General features: G+C 68.2%; 19 protein-coding genes. 8 read left to right on the forward strand and 11 right to left on the reverse strand.

All coding sequences use genetic code 11. The features are described 5' to 3' along the window. Positions 1-52: 52 nt before the first annotated feature. The 11 genes from KF941_RS04415 to KF941_RS04465 form a co-directional block, all read right to left on the reverse strand. Entirely contained in the window at positions 53-418 is a 366-nt protein-coding gene (locus KF941_RS04415; protein WP_214272640.1) for a hypothetical protein, read from the reverse strand. Positions 419-641: 223 nt separating this feature from the next. Beyond that, positions 642-1,031: a cupin domain-containing protein gene (locus KF941_RS04420; protein WP_166435586.1), complete on the reverse strand. Its 390-nt coding sequence runs from the start codon at positions 1,029-1,031 to the stop codon at positions 642-644. A gap of 57 nt (positions 1,032-1,088) precedes the next feature. Beyond that, the gene (dctP, locus tag KF941_RS04425; protein ID WP_214272641.1) at positions 1,089-2,087 is read right to left on the reverse strand and encodes a TRAP transporter substrate-binding protein DctP; all 999 of its coding nucleotides are present in this window, start codon (positions 2,085-2,087) and stop codon (positions 1,089-1,091) included. A 292-nt stretch (positions 2,088-2,379) separates the two neighbouring features. After that, entirely contained in the window at positions 2,380-3,141 is a 762-nt protein-coding gene (locus KF941_RS04430) for an SDR family NAD(P)-dependent oxidoreductase (protein ID WP_036757619.1), read from the reverse strand. Between the two features lie 72 nt (positions 3,142-3,213). Beyond that, complete coding sequence (locus KF941_RS04435) at positions 3,214-4,710, reverse strand: aldehyde dehydrogenase (RefSeq protein WP_214272642.1); 1,497 nt, start codon at positions 4,708-4,710, stop codon at positions 3,214-3,216. A 57-nt stretch (positions 4,711-4,767) separates the two neighbouring features. After that, a complete protein-coding gene (locus tag KF941_RS04440; protein ID WP_036761365.1) occupies positions 4,768-5,181 on the reverse strand; it encodes an OB-fold domain-containing protein in 414 nt (137 codons plus the stop codon). 11 nt (positions 5,182-5,192) lie between these two features. Continuing rightward, positions 5,193-6,416, reverse strand: coding sequence for a thiolase family protein (locus KF941_RS04445; protein ID WP_036761366.1), 1,224 nt, complete (start codon positions 6,414-6,416; stop codon positions 5,193-5,195). Positions 6,417-6,420: 4 nt separating this feature from the next. Beyond that, entirely contained in the window at positions 6,421-6,915 is a 495-nt protein-coding gene (locus KF941_RS04450) for a MaoC/PaaZ C-terminal domain-containing protein (protein WP_214272643.1), read from the reverse strand. Between the two features lie 86 nt (positions 6,916-7,001). Next, positions 7,002-8,147: an acyl-CoA dehydrogenase family protein gene (locus KF941_RS04455; RefSeq protein WP_116222638.1), complete on the reverse strand. Its 1,146-nt coding sequence runs from the start codon at positions 8,145-8,147 to the stop codon at positions 7,002-7,004. Positions 8,148-8,754: 607 nt separating this feature from the next. Next, entirely contained in the window at positions 8,755-9,660 is a 906-nt protein-coding gene (locus KF941_RS04460; protein WP_036760689.1) for an alpha/beta hydrolase, read from the reverse strand. 143 nt (positions 9,661-9,803) lie between these two features. After that, a complete protein-coding gene (locus KF941_RS04465; protein ID WP_052096306.1) occupies positions 9,804-10,628 on the reverse strand; it encodes an IclR family transcriptional regulator in 825 nt (274 codons plus the stop codon). 196 nt (positions 10,629-10,824) lie between these two features. Between KF941_RS04465 and KF941_RS04470 the strand changes: the two genes are divergently transcribed. From KF941_RS04470 to KF941_RS04505, 8 genes are all read left to right on the forward strand, one after another. Beyond that, positions 10,825-11,973: an acyl-CoA dehydrogenase family protein gene (locus KF941_RS04470; RefSeq protein ID WP_214272644.1), complete on the forward strand. Its 1,149-nt coding sequence runs from the start codon at positions 10,825-10,827 to the stop codon at positions 11,971-11,973. Continuing rightward, positions 11,963-13,114: an acyl-CoA dehydrogenase family protein gene (locus tag KF941_RS04475; protein WP_214272645.1), complete on the forward strand. Its 1,152-nt coding sequence runs from the start codon at positions 11,963-11,965 to the stop codon at positions 13,112-13,114. The genes KF941_RS04470 and KF941_RS04475 overlap by 11 nt, the downstream gene beginning before the upstream one ends. Before the next feature lie 78 nt (positions 13,115-13,192). Beyond that, complete coding sequence (locus tag KF941_RS04480) at positions 13,193-14,818, forward strand: class I adenylate-forming enzyme family protein (RefSeq protein ID WP_072464242.1); 1,626 nt, start codon at positions 13,193-13,195, stop codon at positions 14,816-14,818. A 67-nt stretch (positions 14,819-14,885) separates the two neighbouring features. After that, entirely contained in the window at positions 14,886-15,632 is a 747-nt protein-coding gene (locus tag KF941_RS04485; protein WP_214272646.1) for an electron transfer flavoprotein subunit beta/FixA family protein, read from the forward strand. Further along, a complete protein-coding gene (locus KF941_RS04490; RefSeq protein WP_214272647.1) occupies positions 15,632-16,576 on the forward strand; it encodes an FAD-binding protein in 945 nt (314 codons plus the stop codon). Before KF941_RS04485 ends, KF941_RS04490 begins: the two co-directional genes overlap by 1 nt. A gap of 15 nt (positions 16,577-16,591) precedes the next feature. After that, positions 16,592-17,446: a MaoC family dehydratase N-terminal domain-containing protein gene (locus KF941_RS04495; RefSeq protein WP_214272648.1), complete on the forward strand. Its 855-nt coding sequence runs from the start codon at positions 16,592-16,594 to the stop codon at positions 17,444-17,446. Next, positions 17,440-18,261, forward strand: coding sequence for a CoA ester lyase (locus tag KF941_RS04500; protein WP_214272649.1), 822 nt, complete (start codon positions 17,440-17,442; stop codon positions 18,259-18,261). Before KF941_RS04495 ends, KF941_RS04500 begins: the two co-directional genes overlap by 7 nt. After that, on the forward strand, positions 18,254-19,480 hold the full coding sequence (locus KF941_RS04505) for a CoA transferase (protein ID WP_214272650.1): 1,227 nt from the start codon (positions 18,254-18,256) through the stop codon (positions 19,478-19,480). The genes KF941_RS04500 and KF941_RS04505 overlap by 8 nt, the downstream gene beginning before the upstream one ends. Positions 19,481-19,485 lie beyond the last annotated feature (5 nt).

The raw sequence follows: 19,485 nt of genomic DNA on the forward strand, positions 1-19,485 counted from the left end.
CCCGGAATGGCGGACGCATGGGGGTGCGTCCGGGCTGTCCTGTTTCGTCCCGTCAGTTGGTTTCGCCGGCGGCGATATGGGTCTCGAGCCTCTGGCTGCCGGAGGCGGCCCCGTCGGGCTCGATCGACGCGATGCGCGCGTTCCAGCGCCCCTTCACGCCCGGCGGCGCGGTCGCGAACAGCGCATGCATGCCCAGCAGGCCGCCTTCCTGCGCCGGCGACCGCGGCCGGCCGAGCCTGTCGCAGGTGTCCCTGGTGATCCGCGGCCGGTCGAGGCCGCCGCTCGGCGGCATCCTGTCCGGGCTGGAGGGCGCGGGAGCCAGGGCGATGTCGGCCATGCCCGACGGCCGCACCGAAAGCTGGCCCTTGCCTAGCCGCCCGGTATGGAACCCGGCCCGGCCGCCGGTCGCTTCGGCCACGGTATCGACAAGAACCTGGCCGCATGGAGTTGCTTGCCGGCCACGGATCGGAGACCTTAAGCGCTTGCGCCGCCGCATTTCCGGCGGTCATGAGCGGCAAGAGGCCCAGGGCGGCAAGCTTCGCCGGTCTTTTCATCGCCTTTTCCTCCCGCTGGTTACGAATTCGCCGGGCCAGGACAAGCCGACCTGCCAAGGGGTTGTCGCAGCGGCCGGATCGCCGGGTTCAGCCGGCCGGGCCCTGGGGCGCCCTGGGGTCGAGATAATCCGCCAGGCCCAGGCGGCGCCGGGCGAAATACTGCATCTCGATCATCAGGCAGCCGGACGCCGAGACCAGCGGCCCGTGCGGCGTTCCCGGCGGGCGGATGACATAGGCCGGGGCGCGCAAGGTGATGCCGCTTTCCTTCTGCGTCAGCGCGCCCTCGATCAGCAGCGCCTCTTCCCAATGCGGATGGGTGAAGGCCGCGAAGGTCTCGCCGCCCGGTTCGAAGCGGACATAGCGGGTGCGAAACCCCTCGGCTTCCGCCTCGTTCCAGGCGCCGCTGAGCGGCTTGACGAATATGCCGGCGGTGCCGGCGACCGGCTCCCAACCCGTGGCCAGATCGACTTCGAACATGCTGCGCCTTCCTTTTTCCCGGCGGTTCCGGGACGGGATGCCCGTCCCGGAGCGCATTCATTCAGCCTGCCGGAACGCCTCGAGGATCTCGGTGCCCGGCTTGCGGTTGTCGTTCATGCGCGCCGCCCAACCCTCGGCCACCGTCGCGGTCTTTTCGTTCCACAACGCGATCTCCTCGTCGCTCAGGACCGTCGGCTGATAGCCGTATTTGTCGATCATGTCCTGGCGGACCCTGGCCTCTTCGCCCTCGGTCCATCGGCACAGGTTCTCCTGCGCCTCGGCGGCGGCGGCGGTGATCTCTTGCCGGATGTTTTCGGGCAGGGATTGCCATTTGCTTTCCGCCATGGCGAATACGATGGTCGCGGAACCCAGGTTTGGCCCCTCGGCGCCGTATTTGAACAGCGATTCAAGCTCATAGGGCGGCGCGGCGTGATAGGGCCAGATCGCGCCGTCGATGGTGCCGCGGCGCAGGGAATCGTTGATCTCGCTGGCCGTCAGCTGGATCGGAACCGCACCCAGGGCACGGACCGTCTGCTCCATGGCGGCACCCGAGGCCCGGATCTTCAGGCCCTGAAGGTCGGCCAGCGACCGGACCGGCTTGGTGGTGGTGGGAACCTTGTAGCCGGGAAGGATAGTCACGAACAGCGCGCGCATGCCCTGGGGCTTGTATTCCGCTTCGGAAAGCACGCCGCCGGGCCTGGCGATTTCCCAAAGCTTGCGCGTCGCATCGCAGGCGTCCTCGTATTTCACCGGCAGTTCCGCCACGGTCGTCAGCGGCATCTTGTCGGATGCATAGGACGGGATCAGGACCACGATATCCGCCAGCTTGCTGTTGAGGACCGAGACATAGTCCTTGCCAAGCTGACCGGCGGGATAGACCTCATAGGACACCGTGCCGTCGCTGGCCTTGACCACGGCATCCGCCATGCGCCCCAGCCCCTCGACCCAGGCGTAATGGGTCGAGGAAAGCGGATGCGCAAAGCGCAGCTTCACCTCTTCCTGCGCCTGCAGCGGTTGCCCCAGCGCCAGGACGCCCGCCATCGCGACAGCGGCCATTTTCGTCGTCTTGTGCAGCATTTCTCCTCCAATATGCTGGGATGAAGCCGTTTTCGCTCAACGGTCTGTCTGTTGCCCGCCGTCCCCAGGGGGCGGCGTCGCGGTCATTCCCGGCTGCGATACGAGGAAACGGCAGGCATTTCGCATCACGCCATGCGATGCCGTCTCACAAGGATGGCGCAAGCCGGTCCTGGTGCCGATCAGGCGCTTTTCCGAAGCTCGGCTTCGGTGGCGTCGCGGCGCGTGTTCAGGGCAGGGCGGCTGGACGCCGCCCGCATTCGCTGGGGCGCGCTTAGAACGAGGCGGCGCCGGCGGTGATCCCGCCATCGACGGGAACGACGGCCCCGGTCATGAAGCTGGCATCCTCCGACAGCAGGAAGGCGATGACCGAGGCGACTTCCTCGGGGCGCCCCTCGCGCCCGATCGGATGGGCGGCGCGCATCTTGCGGGCGCGTTCGGGGTCGGCGAACATCGCCTCGGTAAAGGGCGAGTTGATGATGCCGGGCGCGACGCAGTTCACCCGGATGCCGCGCGGCGCCAGGTCCATCGCCGCGGCCCGCGTCAGGCCGATGACCCCATGTTTCGAGGTCACATAGGGCAGGCGGGCGGGCAGCCCCTCGAGCCCGGCCTGGGACGAGATATTGACCACCGCGCCGCTGTCGCGCCCCTCGCTGGCCTGGGCATAGGCGCGGCAGGTATGGAAGGAGCCGTCCAGGTTCGCCCCCATGTTGCTCCGCCACAACTCGTCCGTGGTGTCCGAGGCGCTGCCCCAGCCCTTGATGCCGGCGGCATTGACCAGATAGTCCACCGCGCCGAAGCGCTGCCTTGCCGCCTCGAAGGCCGCGACCACCTGGCCGTCGTCCGAGACATCCACCGCCACCGCCAGCAGCCGGTCGCCGCCGCCCAGTTCCGCGACCACCCGGTTTGCGTTTTCCTGCTGCAGGTCGGCGACGACGACATTGGCGCCCTCGTCGAACAGCCTGCGGACCGTGGCCGCGCCGATCCCGCTGCCGCCGCCGGTGATGAATGCCGTCTTTCCTTCAAACCGTGCCATTCTCGTCCTCCTCTCCGAGAGTTCTGGTCTTTCGCGATGCGTCGGGGGAAGCGGCCGGACCGGGTGCGGCGATCACCCCGCCGGCCGGAAGTCCCGCAGCGGAACCTCCAGCTTTCCGGCCAGCCCGGCGGGGATGCCCACCGACTTGACCTCGACATAGGAATCGAAGGCCTCCAGCCCCGCCTCGCGCCCGATGCCGGATTTCTTGAAGCCGCCCACCGGGCAGTAATATCCGGGCCCGACGCCGTTGATGTCCGTGGCCCCGGTCCTGATGCGGCGGGCGATGCGCAGGGCATGTTCGTCCTCGGCGGCGAAGATCGCGCCATGCAGCCCGTATTGGGTGCCGTTGGCGATCTCGACCGCCTCGTCCTCGCCGTCGAAGGGGATCACGGCGATGACGGGGCCGAAGATCTCTTCCTGCGCGATGGCCGCCCCCGGCGCCACGTCCGAAAAGATCGTCGGCTCGACGAACCAGCCGTGGTTCAGGTGGCCCGGCCGGCCGCCGCCCAGGACTAGGCGTGCGCCCTCGGCCTTGCCCTTGGCGATATAGCCTTCGACCCGGTCGCGCTGGCGGGCGCTGACCATGGGGCCGATCTCGGTCGCCGGGTCCATCGGATCGCCCACCGGCATCGAGGCGACCATGGCGGAAAAGGCGTCCAGGAACTCGGCCTTGCGGTTGGCCGCGACCAGCACGCGGGTCTTGTTGCTGCAGATCTGCCCCGAATTGCGCAGCGAGGCGATGCGCAGCGATTCCACCGCCTTGGGAATGTCGGCGCCGTCCAGGATGATCGCCGCCGACTTGCCGCCCAGCTCCAGCGTGATGCGGCGGATCTCGGCGCCGCAAAGCCCGCCCAGGCGCTGCCCGGCCGCGGTCGAACCGGTGAAGCTGACCTTGTCCACGCCCGGATGCAGGCACAGGTATTCGCTGGTCTCGCGGTCGGCGGGGACGACGTTCACCACCCCCTTGGGCAGGCCCGCCCGCTCGAACAGCTCGGCCAGCAGATAGGCGTCGACCGGGGTTTCCGGCGCCGGCTTGAAGACGGCGGTGTTCCCCGCCAGCAGCGCCGGCGCCAGCTTGAGCATCGCCACCACCAGCGGGCCGTTCCACGGCGCCACCGCCGCGACCACGCCCAGCGGCTCGCGCAGGACCAGCCCGTAGCCCGAGGGCGACTGGCGCAGTTCCTCGAACGGATAGCGGTCCACGACATCCAGCGCGATGTCCAGCATCGCCCGCGCCCCCGCCGACTGCATCCATCTCGACAGCGTGATCGGGCTGCCCATTTCTTCTGTCACGAGCTGGGCGATCAGGTCTTCCTGCGCCTTGAGCCCGTCGCTCAGGCGGCGCAGGGTCTCGCGCCGCTCGGCCAGCGACATGCGCGGCCAGGGGCCCTGGTCAAAGGCGTTGCGCGCCGCCGCCACCGCCCTGTCGATATCGGCGCGATCGGCCGTGACGACGCTGGTCAGCCTTTCCTCGGTGAAGGGCGAGATCACATCGACGAATGCCGTCGAATGCGGCCGCACCCATTCCCCGCCGATGAAAAGCCGGTCGTGCCTTCCTTCCCAGATCATGATTTCCTCCTCCCATTCCTGCGGCGTCCCCGACCAGCCTGCCGGAAACGCTCATTTTCATTCTGCGCATCGGAAGACGGGCAGGGTTTGTCTGCCGCGCTTGATGAAGGCGACCTCGACGGGGCGGCCGATGCGCATGTCCTCGGGCTTGCCCTCGATCTGGGTGAAGAGGTGATAGCCCTCCTCCAGCACCACGAAGCCGACGGTGTAGGGCGCGATCGCCTGCCAGGCCGGGGTCGGGCCGCGGCCCACCGTGCTGTGGGAATAGATCCGCCCCTTGCCCGAGGAGCGCCGCCATTCCAAGGCCTCGCCGTCGCATTCCGGGCAGAAGGACCGCGCCGGCCACACCACCGCGCCGCAGCCGGTGCAATGCTGGTAGGTCAGCTCGCCCCGCGCGCAGGCCTGCCAATAGGGCGCGGCGTCCATCTGCGCATAAGGCTGCGGAAAGCCGTCGACATATTCGATTTCCATGGCGTCTCCCCTTAGGTCCGGTTGCCGAGGATGGCGACGGCGCCGGCCGCCAGCATGCCGCCCGAGCCCTGCACCAGCACCGTCTGCGGCCGCTTCGACGGCGCCGCCCCCAGCGCGGTGCCGCGCAGCTGGCGGATGGCCTCGACATAGCTGTCCATGTTGCACGAAATCCCCGGCTGGCCAAAGGACAGCCAGCCGCCGTTGGTGTCCAGCGGCAGGTCGCCGTCGATGCCGGTGCGCCCCTCGCGGTAGAGCCGCGCGCCCTTGCCCTTTTCGGCAAAGCCCAGGTCCTCGAGGATGATCGGCCCCATATGCGCGAAATTGACCGAGATCTGCGCCATGTCGATGTCGTCGCGGCCGATGCCGGCCTGGGCGAAGGCCTGGCGCGCCGCCTCGGCCGTCGCGGTATGGGTGATGTTGGGCAGCGGGCCCAGCGTGTCGAAGCGCGCCCGGCGCATGTTCATCCGGTCGCCCAGGTATTCATGGGTCGAGGCCGAGCCGTAGCCCAGCAGGTAGACCGGCGCCGCGAAGTTGCGGGCGTTCCCGGCCGAGGTCACCACCAGCGCCCCGCCGGTGCCGCCGCCCCAGGTCGAGCACATCCAGCGCCGCAGCGGGCTCGAGACATAGGGCGAGGCCAGCACCTTCTGCGCGTCGATCTCGCCGAAGCGGGCCTTGGCGGCATGGGGGTGCTTCACGCCCCATGCCTGGTTGGCGATGGCGACCTGGGCGAAATCCTCCTCGGTCACGCCGAACTCGTGCATGTAGCGGCAGGCCGCCTGGGCATAGAGCGAGGGGATGGTGGGGCCGTAGGGGATCTCGAACTGCGGGTCGGCATCGGCCTCGGCGCCCATGGCGACGGCATCGACGAAAAGCTCGGTGGCGTCGCTTTGCAGGCAGAGCACGTATTCGGCCTTGCCGGCGGCGATCATCTGCGCGGCCATGCCCAGGCTGGCGGTCAGGCCCGCGCCGTGCATCGTCAGCTCGCTGTTGATCGTCACCGGCATCTGCATGTGCGAGATGAAGATGTTGGACCATTGCGAGCGCTTGTCGGCCCAGGGCGAGCGGCCGGTGAAGACCGCGTCGACCTGCTGCCGGCCGATGCCGGCGTCCTTCAGCGCGGCGCGGGCGGCCTCGACCGCCAGCCGCATCGGATCCTTGCGGTTGTCGCGGCTGGCATAGGCATCGCCCATGCCGACGATGGCGGCGACAGGGCCGGTGGCGGGGCTGGGGCTCATGGCGTCAGTCCTTGAAGATCGGCGTGGCCTGGGCCATCAGCTCTTCCAGGTCGGCACGCTTGCGCAGCATCAGGATCGACCATTCGCTGCGCTGAAGCACGTCGCTGTTCTGATTATAGGCCTTGATCAGGAAGGTGCCGACACCGAACTTGTCGTCCTTGTCCTTCTTGGCGATGACCTCGCCGGTGGCATAGACCGTGTCGCCGATCTTGACCGGGTGCAGGAAACGCAGCTTGTCCACGCCGTAATTGGCCTGGATCGCCGGGCCGAACTGCAGGAGCCCCGAGATCAGCGAGAAGGTCAGCTGGCCCTGCACGATGCGTTCGCCCCAGCGGGTCTTGGACGAATATTCGGTGTTCGAGTGGATCTCGATCCAGTTGCCGGTCAGCATGCAGAAATTGACCACATCCGTTTCGGTCACGGTGCGGCCGGGCGAGCGGAAGACATGGCCGATTTCCAGCTCGTCCAGCGGGGTGTTGACGCGATTGTCCGCAATCATGGCTTCATCCTTTCAATGGGTTGCATCCTCCTTGGGGGAGGCGGCGCCGCGGCGGGGAGGCGGCCGGCGGCGCCGCGCGACGCGGGTCAGAGCCGCATCGACTTCGAGATGATCGTCTTCTGGATCTGCGAGGTGCCGCCGCCGATGGTGGACTGCACGCTTTCGCGCAGGTAGCGCTCCATGTCGGCCTCGGGCAGGTTGGCGTGGCCGCCCAGCACCTGCATCCCGGTCAGCGCGCATTGCTTCAGCGTCTCGGAGCCATAAAGCTTGGCCATCGACACCTCGCGCGAGCAGGGGATCTTGGCCGCCGCCATGCGGGCGGCGCGATAGCACAGCAGGCGGGCGGCATCGACTTCGGTCTGGCGCTCGGCCAGCATGTGGCGCAGCACCTGGAAGTCCCAGATCGGGCGGCCGAACTGGATGCGTTCATGGGCGTATTGCGTGGCCTTGTTCACCGCGGTCTGGGCGTTGCCGACATAGGCGGCGGCGACCGAGCAGCGTTCCAGCTCCAGATGCGCCAGGATGATTTCCCAGCCCTGGCCTTCCTTGCCCAGGAGGGCGTTGCCGGGCACCTTGACCTCGTCGAGGAAGATCTCGGTGGTGCCGGTGGCGTGGCGCGACAGCGTCGGCAGCTTGTTGATGACCATGCCCGGCGTGTCGTTCGGGATCAGCAGGATCGACAGCCCGCCATGCTTGTCGTCGGCATCGGTGCGCACCAGCATGGCGATGACGGTGTTGTTCGCCGCCGCGCCCGAACACCACAGCTTCGAGCCGGTGACGATCCAGTCGCCGTTCTCGTCGCGCCGCGCCCGCGTGGCGGTGTTCGAGGCGTCCGACCCCGCGCCCGGTTCCGAGATCGAGACCGAGAAGCGGATCTTGCCGTCGATGAAGGGCTTGATGTATTGCGCCTTCTGTTCTTCGCTGCCGTATTTCTGGATGTTCATCGCGGTGAAGGTCGGCACCAGGATGGCGGCGGCGAAGTCGAAGCCGTATTTGCCCAGGCCCTCGGCCATCAGCGTGTAGTCGAAGATGTCGCCGCCGGCGCCGCCGTCCTCTTCCTTGAACAGCAGCCCCAGCCAGCCCTGCCTGGCGATCTTGTCATAGGCTTCATAGGGATAGTCGCGGTTCATGTCGCATTTGCGGATATATTCGACAGTCACCTCGTCATCCATGAAACGGTTCACCGTCTCAAGCCAAAGCGCCTGCCCCTCGTCCAGAAAATTCCTGTCCATTCCATCCTCCTGAAATCCACAGTAAGGCGGGCCATTATTCCGGTGTGCAAAATCAGATTCTGCTTTTGACGTTAGGATCGGGGCGGTGCGAAGCCAATTGACATTTTCCCAACCGCCGCTTCGGCAGAGCCGAATTGACGCGTTCGGCCGGCCGGCATTCCGCATGGGGCTGCGGCTGCCGGCATCCATGCCCGGCGCCGATGGCTGCTCTTGCGCCTTGGGCCGCGGGCCGCGACCTTCCGGGCAGGGTCGGCAGGGTCGGCAGGGTCGGCAGGGTCGGCAGGGTCGGCAGGGTCGGCAGGGTCGGCAGGGTCGGCAGGGTCGGCAGGGTCGGCAGGGTCGGCAGGGTCGGCAGGGTCGGCAGGGTCGGCAGGGTCGGCAGGGTCGGAAGCCCCGCGAGATCGTCCGGGCTCTGCCGTGGTGTGCATGTGTTCGCGACCGGCCGCGGATGCCTGGTCGAACCATTCCGGCGGCGCGGCACAGGCAAGCCGGTTCGGCGCGAGGCGGCGATGCCGGTCGGGGCGCGCCGCCTCGGCGGCAGGTTCCGGGGCTTTCGGCCCCGCATGGAAAGTCCGCCCAGGCATGATGCCAGGGCGGCGCCGGTGTTTCAGAGCCTGGCCCTGAAGAAGGGGCCGAGCTTCGCCATCGCCTCGCCCACCAGGTCGGGCTTGTCATAGAGGCCCAGGTGCGACGCGCCCGGAACGATGTGCAGGTGCTTGTCCTTGCTGGCGGCGCGGCGGAACAGGTCTTCGCTGATCCAGCGCGTGCCAGCATCCTCGCCGGCGACGATCTGGATCGGCTGGGTCAGGAACAGGTCGACCAGGTGGAAGGCGTCGAAGGTGACGAGCTGCGCCAGGCTGCGCACCGGCGCGATGCTGGGCGAGCTGGCGCATTGCGCGCGCGGGGTGCGGTAATATTCGACCGCCTCGGCCAGGTCGGCGTTCGGGGCGTCCTCCGGCTTCTGCGGCACGATCGGGTAATAGCCGGTCTCGGCGCCGTTCGCCTCGGCGGTGCGGGCGTTGGCGGCGTTTTCCAGCATGGCGAAGGCGCCGGTCAGGTCGTCGCGGCCTTCCCAGCCATTGCGCAGGATCGCCCCGTAATTGGTGGCGCTGACCGCGCCCACCGCCTTGATGCGGCGGTCGCTCATCGCCGCCGTCACGGTATAGGCGCCGCCGGCGCAGATGCCCATGGCGCCGATGCGGTCGCGGTCGACATAGGGCAGCGTCGTCAGGTAATCGACCGCGGCGCTGATGTCCTCGACCCGCGCATGGGGGTTTTCAAGCTGGCGCGGCTCGCCGGTGCTTTCGCCCTGACAGGAGGCGTCGAAGGCGATGGCGACGAAGCCCTCGGCCGCAAGCTTGTCGGCATAGATGCCCGCCGTCTGCTCCTTCACGCCGCCGGCGGGGTGGGTGACGACGATGGCGGGATAGGTCTTGCTTTCGTCGAAGCCGGCGGGAAGGTGCAGATGCGCAGCCATCTCGAGCGCGCCGTTCCTGAAGGTCACGGATTTCATCTTCGTCTCCTCTGTCATGCGATGGGGACGAAGATAGCGCCGGCGACGAGTCGCAATTAGACCGCTCAATCGGGATGCCGTGATTAGCCGGCCTTATGAATGCGCCCTCGCCGCGCCGAAGGGACGAGGGCCCAGGGCCGGGCTCAGACCCGGACCGGATGCACCAGCAGTTCCGCCTCGATCCGGCTGACCATGACGGCCAGGCGCGGGCCGACGTCGCTGCGAATCATCTCTTCCGTCAGGTGGAAGGACGGGCCCGAGCAGTTGAAGGCATAGACCCCGCCGTCGCGCGTCTTCAGCGCCGCGCCGACGCCGTTCACCGTCCGCTCGTAAGTGCCCAGCGAGACGCAATAGCCATGCGCGTCGAGTTCCTTGAACGCGGTGGCGAGGCGTTTCTTGAACTTGGGGAAGTCGGCCTTGTCGTGTTTCTCGATGGCCTCGACCAGGAAATCCCGCTCGCTTTCCGGCAGGGCGTGCAGATAGGCCATGCCCATGGCGGACCGCGCGATGGGGATGCGGGCGCCGACCTCGAGCCGCAGCGACACCGTCGCGCTGCCATGCGCCAGTTCCAGATAGGCCAGGTTCAGCCGGTCCCGGTTGCCGAGCGCCACCGAGATATTGGCGTGATTCGCCAGCTCCTGCATGTGCGGGCGGGCGACGCGGGTCAGGCTCATGCTGCCGAGATAGGCGTAGCCCAGCGACAGGACCGGGGTGCCCAGCGAATATTTCTCCAGCCGGGCGTTGTATTCCAGATAGCCCAGCGTGGTCAGCGTATGGGCGATGCGGGCGACGGTCGGCTTGGGCAGGCCGGTGCGCTGCGCGATCTCGAGGTTGCCCAGGAAGCCGTCGCCCGGTTCGAAGGCGCGCAGGACTTCCAGCCCGCGCGCCAGCGCGGTGATGAACTGGCGGTCGGTCTTTTCCTCGTCGGGACCGGGCAGGGACAAGAGGGTTTTGAAAGACCTGGCCAAGCTGAACTCCTGCTTTGTTGCGGGCTTCTGTCCCACGTTAGTCGGTTTTCTGCCAGAAACAAGCTTCTGCCAGGCGAAAGACGCAGCCGGGGGTCGCGGGCTGCGCCAGTATGCAAAATGTAATTCTGCATTGCAAAACCAGATTGATTGGTTTAAACAGCCTGTCAACATCAACCCATGCTGCGGGAGGCGCGATTTGTTCAGCAGGCCGGAGGAACCCGACCACAGGCAACAGCTTCGGGAAAGCGTTGCGGATTTCGCCAATCGAGAGGCCACGCTTGCCGCGACTCGGACGGGGCTGGCCACGCAGGCGGGCTTTTCGCATGAACGCTGGAAGACCATGGCCGAGCTGGGCTGGACCGGCATCCTGGTCCCCGAGGATGACGGCGGCCTGGCGATGGAACATGCGGATCTGGCGGCGCTGCATCACGAGGCCGGGCGCGCGGCCCTGCCGGAGCCGCTTGTTTGCGTTGGCATTCTTGCGATGCAGGCGCTGGTCCTGGGCGGCAATCAGGCGCTGAAGGACAGGCTTCTGCCCGGCCTGATGGGCGGCGCCCTGCTGGCGACGCTGGCCTGGCAGGGCCGCGCCGGGGCGATGGGTTCGGGCGCCGTGGGGCCCAAGGCCGCGCCCGAGGGCGAGGGCTGGACCCTGTCGGGCCAGGCGCTGTTCGTGCCCCTGGCGCAAGAGGCCGGCGGCTATGCCGTGGTTGCCGATACCGGCGCGGGCATCCTGCTGGCCTGGATCGACCAGTCGCCCAAGGTGGTGCAGACCACCGCCCACACCGACGGATCGCGGCAATCGACGGTCGATCTCGACGGGGTCAAGGTCGATCCCGGCGCAGTCATCGCCTTTCCCGACCGCGGGGCGGCGATCCTCGACCAGCTGCTCGACATCGCCCGGCTGGCCGTCGCGGCCCAGTTGCAGGGGGTGATGGAGGCGGCGTTCCAGATGACGCTGGACTACATGAAGCAGCGGGTGCAGTTCGGCAAGCCCATCGCCTCGTTCCAGGCGATCCAGCACCGGGCGGTGAACCTTTACGTCCATATCGAGATGGCGCGTTCGGCCTTGCTGCGGGCCGCGGCGGCGATGGACGATCCTCATGCCGATGCGGCCAGCCGGGCCGCCCATGTCTCGGCCGCGAAAAGCCGGGCGGGCGATGCCGCGCAGCTGGTGGTCAAGGAATGCATCCAGCTGCATGGCGCCATCGGCTATACCGAGGAATGCGACCTCAGCCTTTACGTCAACCGGGCGCTGGCGCTGGCGGCATGGCTCGGCAATCCGCGCGCCCATCGCGCGCGCTGGTTCGAATTGCACAACGCCGGGGGGCAAGCCAATGGCCATTGATTACAATGCGATGGACGAGCAGGATTTCCGCAGGATGCTGCGGGATTTCATCGCCGCCGAATGCCCGCCGCACCTGATCAACCAGGCCCGCCGCGTCAACTGGCACGAGGCGAGGGACTGGTTCCTGAAGCTGTCGGCCAAGGGCTGGCTGGCGCCCGCCTGGCCGGTCGAGCATGGCGGCATGGGCCTCAACGTCGAGAAGATGCTGGCCTATCACGACGAATTCGACAGCGCCGGCGTCGCCCGCCATCCCGACATCGGCATCGTCATGCTGGGGATGCTGCTGGTCCGCTTCGGCACCGAGGCGCAAAAGGCGCATTACCTGCCGCGCATCCTGGCGGGCGAGGATGTCTGGTGCCAGGGCTATTCCGAACCGGGCGCCGGCTCGGATCTTGCCAGCTTGCGGACCTCGGCGGTGCTGGACGGCGATCACTGGGTCATCAACGGGCAAAAGATCTGGACCACGCTGGCGCAGGATTCGACCGACATCTTCATCCTGGCGCGCACCGATCCCGCGGCCAAGAAGCAGCAGGGCATCAGCTTCTTCCTGGCGCGGATGGACACGCCCGGCATCACCGTGCGCCCGATCAAGACCCTGGCCGGCGATGCCGAGTTCTGCGAGGTCTTTCTCGACGACGTGCGGGTGCCCAGGGACAATATCGTCGGTGCGGTCAATGACGGCTGGACCATGGCCAAGGCGCTGTTGGGTTTCGAACGCCTGACCCATGGCAGCCCGAAATTCGCGCAGATGGCGCTCTTGCGGCTCGAGACGATGGGCCGCGAGCTGGGCATCTTCGACGACCCGTCCTTTGCCGCGACATATACCCCGCTGGCGCTGGACGTGGCCGACCTGACCGCCACCTATGCCCGCTTTGCCGAGACGCTGAAGGGCGGCGGCGCGCTGGGACCCGAGATCTCGATCCTCAAGCTCTGGGGGCCGGACCTCTACCAGCGCATCTCGGAATTCATGCTGGACGTGGCGCAGGAGAACGGCTCGGCCCTTGGCCCGACCCGGTTCGGCGGGGCCGAGGTGGACCCGCTGGGCTATTACTTCCTGTCGCGGCCGACCACGATCTACGGCGGCGCCAGCGAGATCCAGCGCAACATCCTGGCCAAGACCCTGCTGGGAATGCCCGGCTGACACGTTGCGCGAAGGCCGTGAAATGACCTGCCGGGGCCGCGTCCAAGGCCCTGCGAAGCCTGGAGAGGGAGGATTTGGATGCAGGACGTCATTCTGAGGCAGAGCCCTGCCGACCAGCAGCATTACCGCGCGACCGGCGTCTGGCCCGACGAGACCTTCGCCGACGTGCTGCGCGCCCGCACCGCCGCCCATCCCGACCGCGAGGCGGTGACGGACGGCAAGGCCCGGCTGACCTATCGCCAACTGGAGGATGCGATCATCCGCGTCGCCGACCTGCTGGCCCGCAGCGGCATCCGTCCCGGCGACATCGTGGCGGTGCAGCTGCCCAACTGGATCGAGTTCATCCCGGCCTATTTCGCCATCGAGCGCATCGGCGCCATCGGCGTGCCGGTCAGCATCGAGTTCCGCGCCCGCGAGGTCGATTACGTCCTGCGCACCACCGGGGCGCGCGGCATCATCACCTGCGCCGAATACAAGAAGTTCGACCACCAGGCGATGGTCCACGCCCTGCGCAAGGATCTGCCCGAACTGGCATTCCTGGGCGTGGTGCGGGGGCAGCCGACCGGGGATGCGGTGGCGCTGGACCCGGTGATCTCCGCCTCGGGCCGGCCCCAGGGCTTTGCCGAGGTCGGGACCGACCCGAACGCGATGATGCGGATGATGTTCACCTCGGGCACCACCGGCAGCCCCAAGGGGGTGACGCATAACCACAATACCTCGCTATGGCCGGCGCGGATGCTGAACATGGACATGGAGGTGGGCGAGGACGACGTGATGCTCCTCTACCTGCCGCTGGCGCTGAACTGGGGCTATCTCTCGGTGCTGCAGACCGTGCTGGCGGGCTGCAAGCTGGTCATCATGGAGAAATTCGCCGCCGAGCCCGCGCTCCAGGTGATCGAGGCCGAGCGCGTGACCTATGTCGCCACCGCCCCGGCGTCCATCGTGGCCATGCTGAACGTGCCGGGGCAGGAGCGATACGACCTCTCCTCGCTGAAGACTGTGATCTCGGGCGGCACCTCCTGCCCGCTGGAAACCATCCGCGCCTTTCGCGCCCGCATCCAGGGCGACCTGATCGAGCTTTACGGCATGCTGGAATGCGGCGGCTATCATACCTATACCCGGCGCAGCGACGACCCGGAAAAGGTCGCGGGCTCGGTCGGCAAATGCGGCACCGAGATGCGGCTCAGGATCTCGCCCATCGGCGGCACCGGCGCGGTGCCGCAGGGCGAGCCGGGCGAGATCCAGAGCCAGGGCCCGGCCACGCAGATGGGCTATTACAAGCGCCCCGAGGCCAATGCCGAGGCCTTTACCGAGGACGGCTGGTTCCGCAGCGGCGACCTGGGCATGATCGACGCGGACGGCAACCTGCGCATCGTCGGGCGGCTGAAGGAGATGATCAACCGCGGCGGCAAGAAATACTATCCGCGCGAGGTCGAGGAGATCCTCTACACCCATCCGAAGGTGCTGCATTGCGCGGTGATCGGCCTGCCCGACGAACGGCTGGGCGAGTCGAACTGCCTTTGCCTGGTGCCGCGTCCGGGCGAGAGCGCCACGCTGCAGGAATTCGTGGATTTCCTCAAGAACGAGGTGGCGATCTACAAGCTGCCCGAACGGCTGGAGATCTTCGAGGAATTCCCGATGACGCCCACCGGCAAGTTCCAGCGCCATGAGCTGATCAAGCAGGTCGTCGCCCGCGACGGCTAGGCCAGGCGCATCCCATTGCAACCCGCGCCGGCGTTTGCCGGTGCCCGTCATGGAGACAATCCCGGACATGAAAATCCTTGTCCCCGTCAAACGTGTCGTCGATTTCAACGTCAAGGTCCGCGTCAAGGCGGACGGCTCGGGCGTCGATACCGCCAGCGTCAAGATGTCGATGAATCCCTTCGACGAGATCGCCGTCGAGGAAGCCATCCGCCTGAAGGAAGCCGGCAAGGCCGATGAGGTCATCGCCGTCTCCGTCGGCCCCGCGCAGGCGATGGAAACCATCCGCACCGCGCTGGCCATGGGCGCGGACCGCGGCATCCTGGTCAGGACCGACGAGGCGGTCGAGCCGCTGGGCGTCGCCCGCGTGCTGAAGGCGCTGGCCGAGAAGGAGGGCCCCGGCCTGGTCATCCTGGGCAAGCAGGCCATCGACGGCGACAACAACCAGACCGGCCAGATGCTGGCCGCCCTGCTGGGCTGGGCGCAGGGCACTTTCGCGTCCAAGGTCGAGATCGGCGAGGGCGAAGTGACCGTCACGCGCGAGGTCGACGGCGGGCTTCAGACCGTGCGGCTGAAGACCCCCGCCATCGTCACCACCGACCTGCGGCTGAACGAGCCGCGCTATGCCAGCCTGCCGAACATCATGAAGGCCAAGAAGAAGCCGGTCGATGAGACGACGCCCGAGGCGCTTGGCGCGGACATCTCGCCGCGCCTCAGGGTGGTCAGGACCAGCGAGCCGGCGCAGCGGCAGGCGGGGATCAAACTCGGCTCGGTGCCCGAGCTGGTCGGCAAACTCAAGGAAGCGGGGGTTCTCTGATGGCCATTCTTCTGATCGCGGATCACGACAATTCCACCCTGTCCGATGCCACCGCCAAGGCGCTGACGGCCGCGGCCAGGATCGGCGGGCCGGTGCATGTGCTGGTCGCCGGCTCGGGCGCGCAGCCGGTGGCCGATGCCGCCGCCGCGCTGGCGGGCGTCGACAAGGTGCTGCTGGCCGATGCGCCGGCTTACGCCCATGCGCTGGCCGAGCCGCTGGCGGCGCTGATCGTTTCGCTGGCCGGTGGCTATGACGCCATCCTCGCCCCGGCCACCACCACCGGCAAGAACGTGCTGCCGCGGGTCGCGGCGCTGCTCGATACGGTGCAGGTCTCGGACGTGGTGGCGGTGCATGGGCCCAAGAGCTTCGAGCGCCCGATCTATGCCGGCAACGCGCTGCAAGTGGTCGAGGTGCTGTCGGCGAAGATCGTCGCCACCATCCGCACCACCGCCTTCGAGGCGGCGGGGCAGGGCGGCTCCGCCCCGGTCGAGCCGGTGGCGGCAGCCGACGATCCGGCCGTGTCCAGCTTCGTCGGCCAGGAGGTCGCGGTTTCCGAGCGCCCCGAGCTGACCGGCGCCAGGATCGTCGTGTCGGGCGGCCGCGCGCTTGGCTCCAAGGAAAAGTTCGACGCATTCATCCTGCCGCTGGCCGATGCCTTCGGCGGCGCGGCGGGCGCGTCGCGTGCGGCGGTCGACTCGGGCTATGCCCCGAACGACTGGCAGGTGGGCCAGACCGGCAAGGTGGTGGCGCCCGAGCTTTACGTGGCCGTCGGCATCTCGGGCGCGATCCAGCACCTGGCCGGGATGAAGGACAGCAAGATCATCGTCGCCATCAACAAGGACGAAGAGGCGCCGATCTTCCAGGTCGCCGACCTGGGCCTGGTGGGCGACCTGTTCAGCGTCCTGCCCGAACTGACCCAGGCCGTCGCGGCCGCGCGCGGCTGAGGCTGGAGGGGGAAGATGACCGACCAGCCCGCCGTCGACATCGAGGATCTGCGCAAGGCTATCGGCCGGGAAAGCTCGGCCTCGGACATCGTGACGGTGCAGCAATGCCTTGCGCTGAACGCCACGCTGGACAAGGACGCGCCCCCGCCGCAGCCGGGGGACGCGGCGCCGCTTTCGATCCACTGGTGCCTTGCCCCGCCCACCGTGCCGATGCGCGCCATCGGCGCGGACGGCCACCCCGAGCGCGGCGGCTTCCTGCCCGCCGTGCCGCTGCCGCGCCGGATGTGGGCCGGGGGGCGGCTGGAGTTCCTGGACCCGATCCGCGTCGGCGACCGGGTCACGCGCCTGTCGCGGATCGAGGATGTCAGGCTGAAGCAGGGCAGTACCGGCCCGCTGTGCTTCGTGACCGTGCGGCACCAGGTCTCGACCCCGCGCGGCCCGGCGATCAACGAGCGCCAGGATATCGTCTATCGCGGCGCCGAGACCGGGGCCGCGCCCGCGAAACCGGCGGTCCCGCCGCCCGGCCCCAGGGCGGAATGGAGCCGCAGCGTCATGGCAGACCCGGTGCTGCTGTTTCGCTATTCCGCGCTGACCTTCAACGGCCATCGCATCCATTACGACCGCGCCTATGCGACGGGCGAAGAGGGCTATCCCGGCCTTGTCGTGCATGGGCCGCTGCAAGCCACGCTGCTGCTGACGTTGGCGGGCGAGCTGCGCGGGATGCCCAAGACCTTCGATTTCCGCGGCACCAGCCCGCTGTTCGACGGCGCCGCCCTTACCGTGAACGCCGCGCCCTCGGAAACCGGGCTGGAGCTGTGGATCGCGGGCGCCGACGGCCGCACCACCATGTCGGGAAGCGCGACATGGTAGAGGCGCTGTCCACGATCACCGCGCCGCTGTTCGTGCCCGCGTCTAGACCCGAGCGGGTGGCCAAGGCGGCCGCCTCGGGCGCCGATGCCATCATCATCGACCTGGAGGATGCCGTGGCGGCGGCCGACAAGCAGGCCGCGCGCGATGCGCTGGCGGGCCTTGCCCTGCCGGATTTCCCGATGATCCTGCGCATCAACGCCATCGGCACGCCCTGGCACGAAGGCGACCTGGCGCTGGCCGCGCGCATCGGCCTTGCCGGGATCATGCTGCCGAAAAGCGAAGACGCGGCGCAGACCCAGGTGGTGCATCAGGCCGCGGGCCACGCCGTCCTGGCGTTGGTGGAAACCGCGCGCGGCATCGCCAACCTGCCCGCCATCGCCGCCGCGCCGGGCGTGGCGCGGCTGGTCTTCGGCTCGGTCGATTTCTCGGCCGACATCGGCTGCGCTCATGAGCCCGAGCCGCTGCTGCTGGCGCGCTCGCAGATGGTGCTGGCCTCGCGCGTCGCGGGGCTGGCCGCGCCCATCGACGGCGTGACGCTGGCCATCGAGGACGAGGCCGCCGTCGAGGCCGATGCGCGCCGCGCGGTGTCCCTGGGTTTTTCGGGCAAGCTTTGCATCCATCCGCGCCAGGTCGCGCCGGTGCTGCGCGGCTTCGCCCCCTCGGCGGCCGAGGTCGAATGGGCCGCCAGGGTCGTGGCCGCCGATCGGGGCGGCGCGGCGATGGTGGACGGGGCGATGATCGACCCGCCCGTGCGGATGCGCGCCGAACAGATCCTGCGCCGGAGCGGCAGAAAAGACGGGGTGAACCATGTATGACATTCTGAAGGGCCTCCGCGTCATCGAGGGCTCGTCCTTCGTCGCCAGCCCGGTTTGCGGCCAGCACCTGCTGGGGCTGGGGGCCGAGGTCATCCGCTTCGACAATATCGGCGGCGGGCTGGACGCCAGCCGCTGGCCCATCGACGGGGCGGGCCGCAGCCTGTTCTGGGAAGGGCTGAACAAGGGCAAGAAATCCATCGCCATCGACCTGAACAGTCCCGCCGGGCGCGAACTGGCGACGCAGATCATCACCGCGCCGGGCGAGGATGCGGGGCTCTTCGTGACCAACTTCCCGGCCGCGGGCTTCCTGTCGCATGAACGGCTGGCGGCGCATCGCCCCGACCTGATCACCGCCCGCGTCATGGGCTGGGCCAGCGGCCGCAACGCGGTCGATTACACGATGAACGCGATCACCGGCCTGCCGCTGATCACCGGCCCCGAGGATCTGCCGCCCGACGTGCCGGTCAACCACGTCCTGCCCGCCTGGGATCTGATCACCGGCGCCTATGCCGCCTTCACCCTGATGGCGGCCGAGCGCAACCGCCGCCGGACCGGCCAGGGCGGCGAGATCCGCATCCCGCTGGTCGACATCGCCGCGACCACGCTGGGCCATCTGGGCCAGATCGCCGAGGTAACAGCGGACGGCCCGCCGCGCATCCGCAGCGGCAACGACCTTTTCGGCGCCTTCGGCTGCGACTTCCTCACCGCCGACGGCAAGCGGCTGATCCTGGTCGGCATCACCGCCCGGCAATGGAAGGGCGTGATCGAGACCTTCGGCATCGGGGCCGAGGTGGCGGCGCTGGAAGACCGGCTGGGCGTGTCCTTCGACCAGGAAGGCCCGCGCTTTCTCCACCGCAAGCCGCTGTTCGACATGGTGCAGAAGGTGATCGGCGCGATGAGCTATGCCGAGGCCGCCGCGCTGCTGAACGAAAAGGGCATCTGCTGGGAGACCTATCGCAGCCTTCAGGAATCCATGGCCGAGGAGCCCGGCTTCATCAGCGGCAATCCGGTCTTCAACCAGCAGACCCATCCGTCCGGCCACAGCTACCCGACGGGCGGCGCGCCCGCGACCTTCCCGGCGCTGCCGCGCCATCCGGCCCCGCGCGCACCGCGCCTGGGCGAGCATACCGAAGAGATCCTGGCCGAGCTGCTGGACCTTCCCGCCCATGAAATCGCCCGGCTGCACGATCAGCGGATCGTCGCCGGCCCCGAGAGTTGAGGAAA

It is taken from the genome of Paracoccus sp. pheM1, from assembly GCF_018499825.1.
Taxonomy (GTDB): domain Bacteria; phylum Pseudomonadota; class Alphaproteobacteria; order Rhodobacterales; family Rhodobacteraceae; genus Paracoccus; species Paracoccus versutus.

Bases quoted from the DNA above. Each gene is read 5' to 3' on its own strand.
- KF941_RS04485 (WP_214272646.1), top strand. From the start codon at position 14,886: ATGAAAATCCTTGTCCCCGTCAAACGTGTCGTCGATTTCAACGTCAAG.
- KF941_RS04480 (WP_072464242.1), top strand. From the start codon at position 13,193: ATGCAGGACGTCATTCTGAGGCAGAGCCCTGCCGACCAGCAGCATTAC.
- KF941_RS04500 (WP_214272649.1), top strand. From the start codon at position 17,440: ATGGTAGAGGCGCTGTCCACGATCACCGCGCCGCTGTTCGTGCCCGCG.
- KF941_RS04440 (WP_036761365.1), bottom strand. From the start codon at position 5,181: ATGGAAATCGAATATGTCGACGGCTTTCCGCAGCCTTATGCGCAGATG.
- KF941_RS04495 (WP_214272648.1), top strand. From the start codon at position 16,592: ATGACCGACCAGCCCGCCGTCGACATCGAGGATCTGCGCAAGGCTATC.
- KF941_RS04445 (WP_036761366.1), bottom strand. From the start codon at position 6,416: ATGAGCCCCAGCCCCGCCACCGGCCCTGTCGCCGCCATCGTCGGCATG.
- KF941_RS04435 (WP_214272642.1), bottom strand. From the start codon at position 4,710: ATGATCTGGGAAGGAAGGCACGACCGGCTTTTCATCGGCGGGGAATGG.
- KF941_RS04505 (WP_214272650.1), top strand. From the start codon at position 18,254: ATGTATGACATTCTGAAGGGCCTCCGCGTCATCGAGGGCTCGTCCTTC.
- KF941_RS04455 (WP_116222638.1), bottom strand. From the start codon at position 8,147: ATGGACAGGAATTTTCTGGACGAGGGGCAGGCGCTTTGGCTTGAGACG.
- dctP (WP_214272641.1), bottom strand. From the start codon at position 2,087: ATGGCCGCTGTCGCGATGGCGGGCGTCCTGGCGCTGGGGCAACCGCTG.
- KF941_RS04430 (WP_036757619.1), bottom strand. From the start codon at position 3,141: ATGGCACGGTTTGAAGGAAAGACGGCATTCATCACCGGCGGCGGCAGC.
- KF941_RS04450 (WP_214272643.1), bottom strand. From the start codon at position 6,915: ATGATTGCGGACAATCGCGTCAACACCCCGCTGGACGAGCTGGAAATC.
- KF941_RS04490 (WP_214272647.1), top strand. From the start codon at position 15,632: ATGGCCATTCTTCTGATCGCGGATCACGACAATTCCACCCTGTCCGAT.
- KF941_RS04475 (WP_214272645.1), top strand. From the start codon at position 11,963: ATGGCCATTGATTACAATGCGATGGACGAGCAGGATTTCCGCAGGATG.
- KF941_RS04420 (WP_166435586.1), bottom strand. From the start codon at position 1,031: ATGTTCGAAGTCGATCTGGCCACGGGTTGGGAGCCGGTCGCCGGCACC.
- KF941_RS04460 (WP_036760689.1), bottom strand. From the start codon at position 9,660: ATGAAATCCGTGACCTTCAGGAACGGCGCGCTCGAGATGGCTGCGCAT.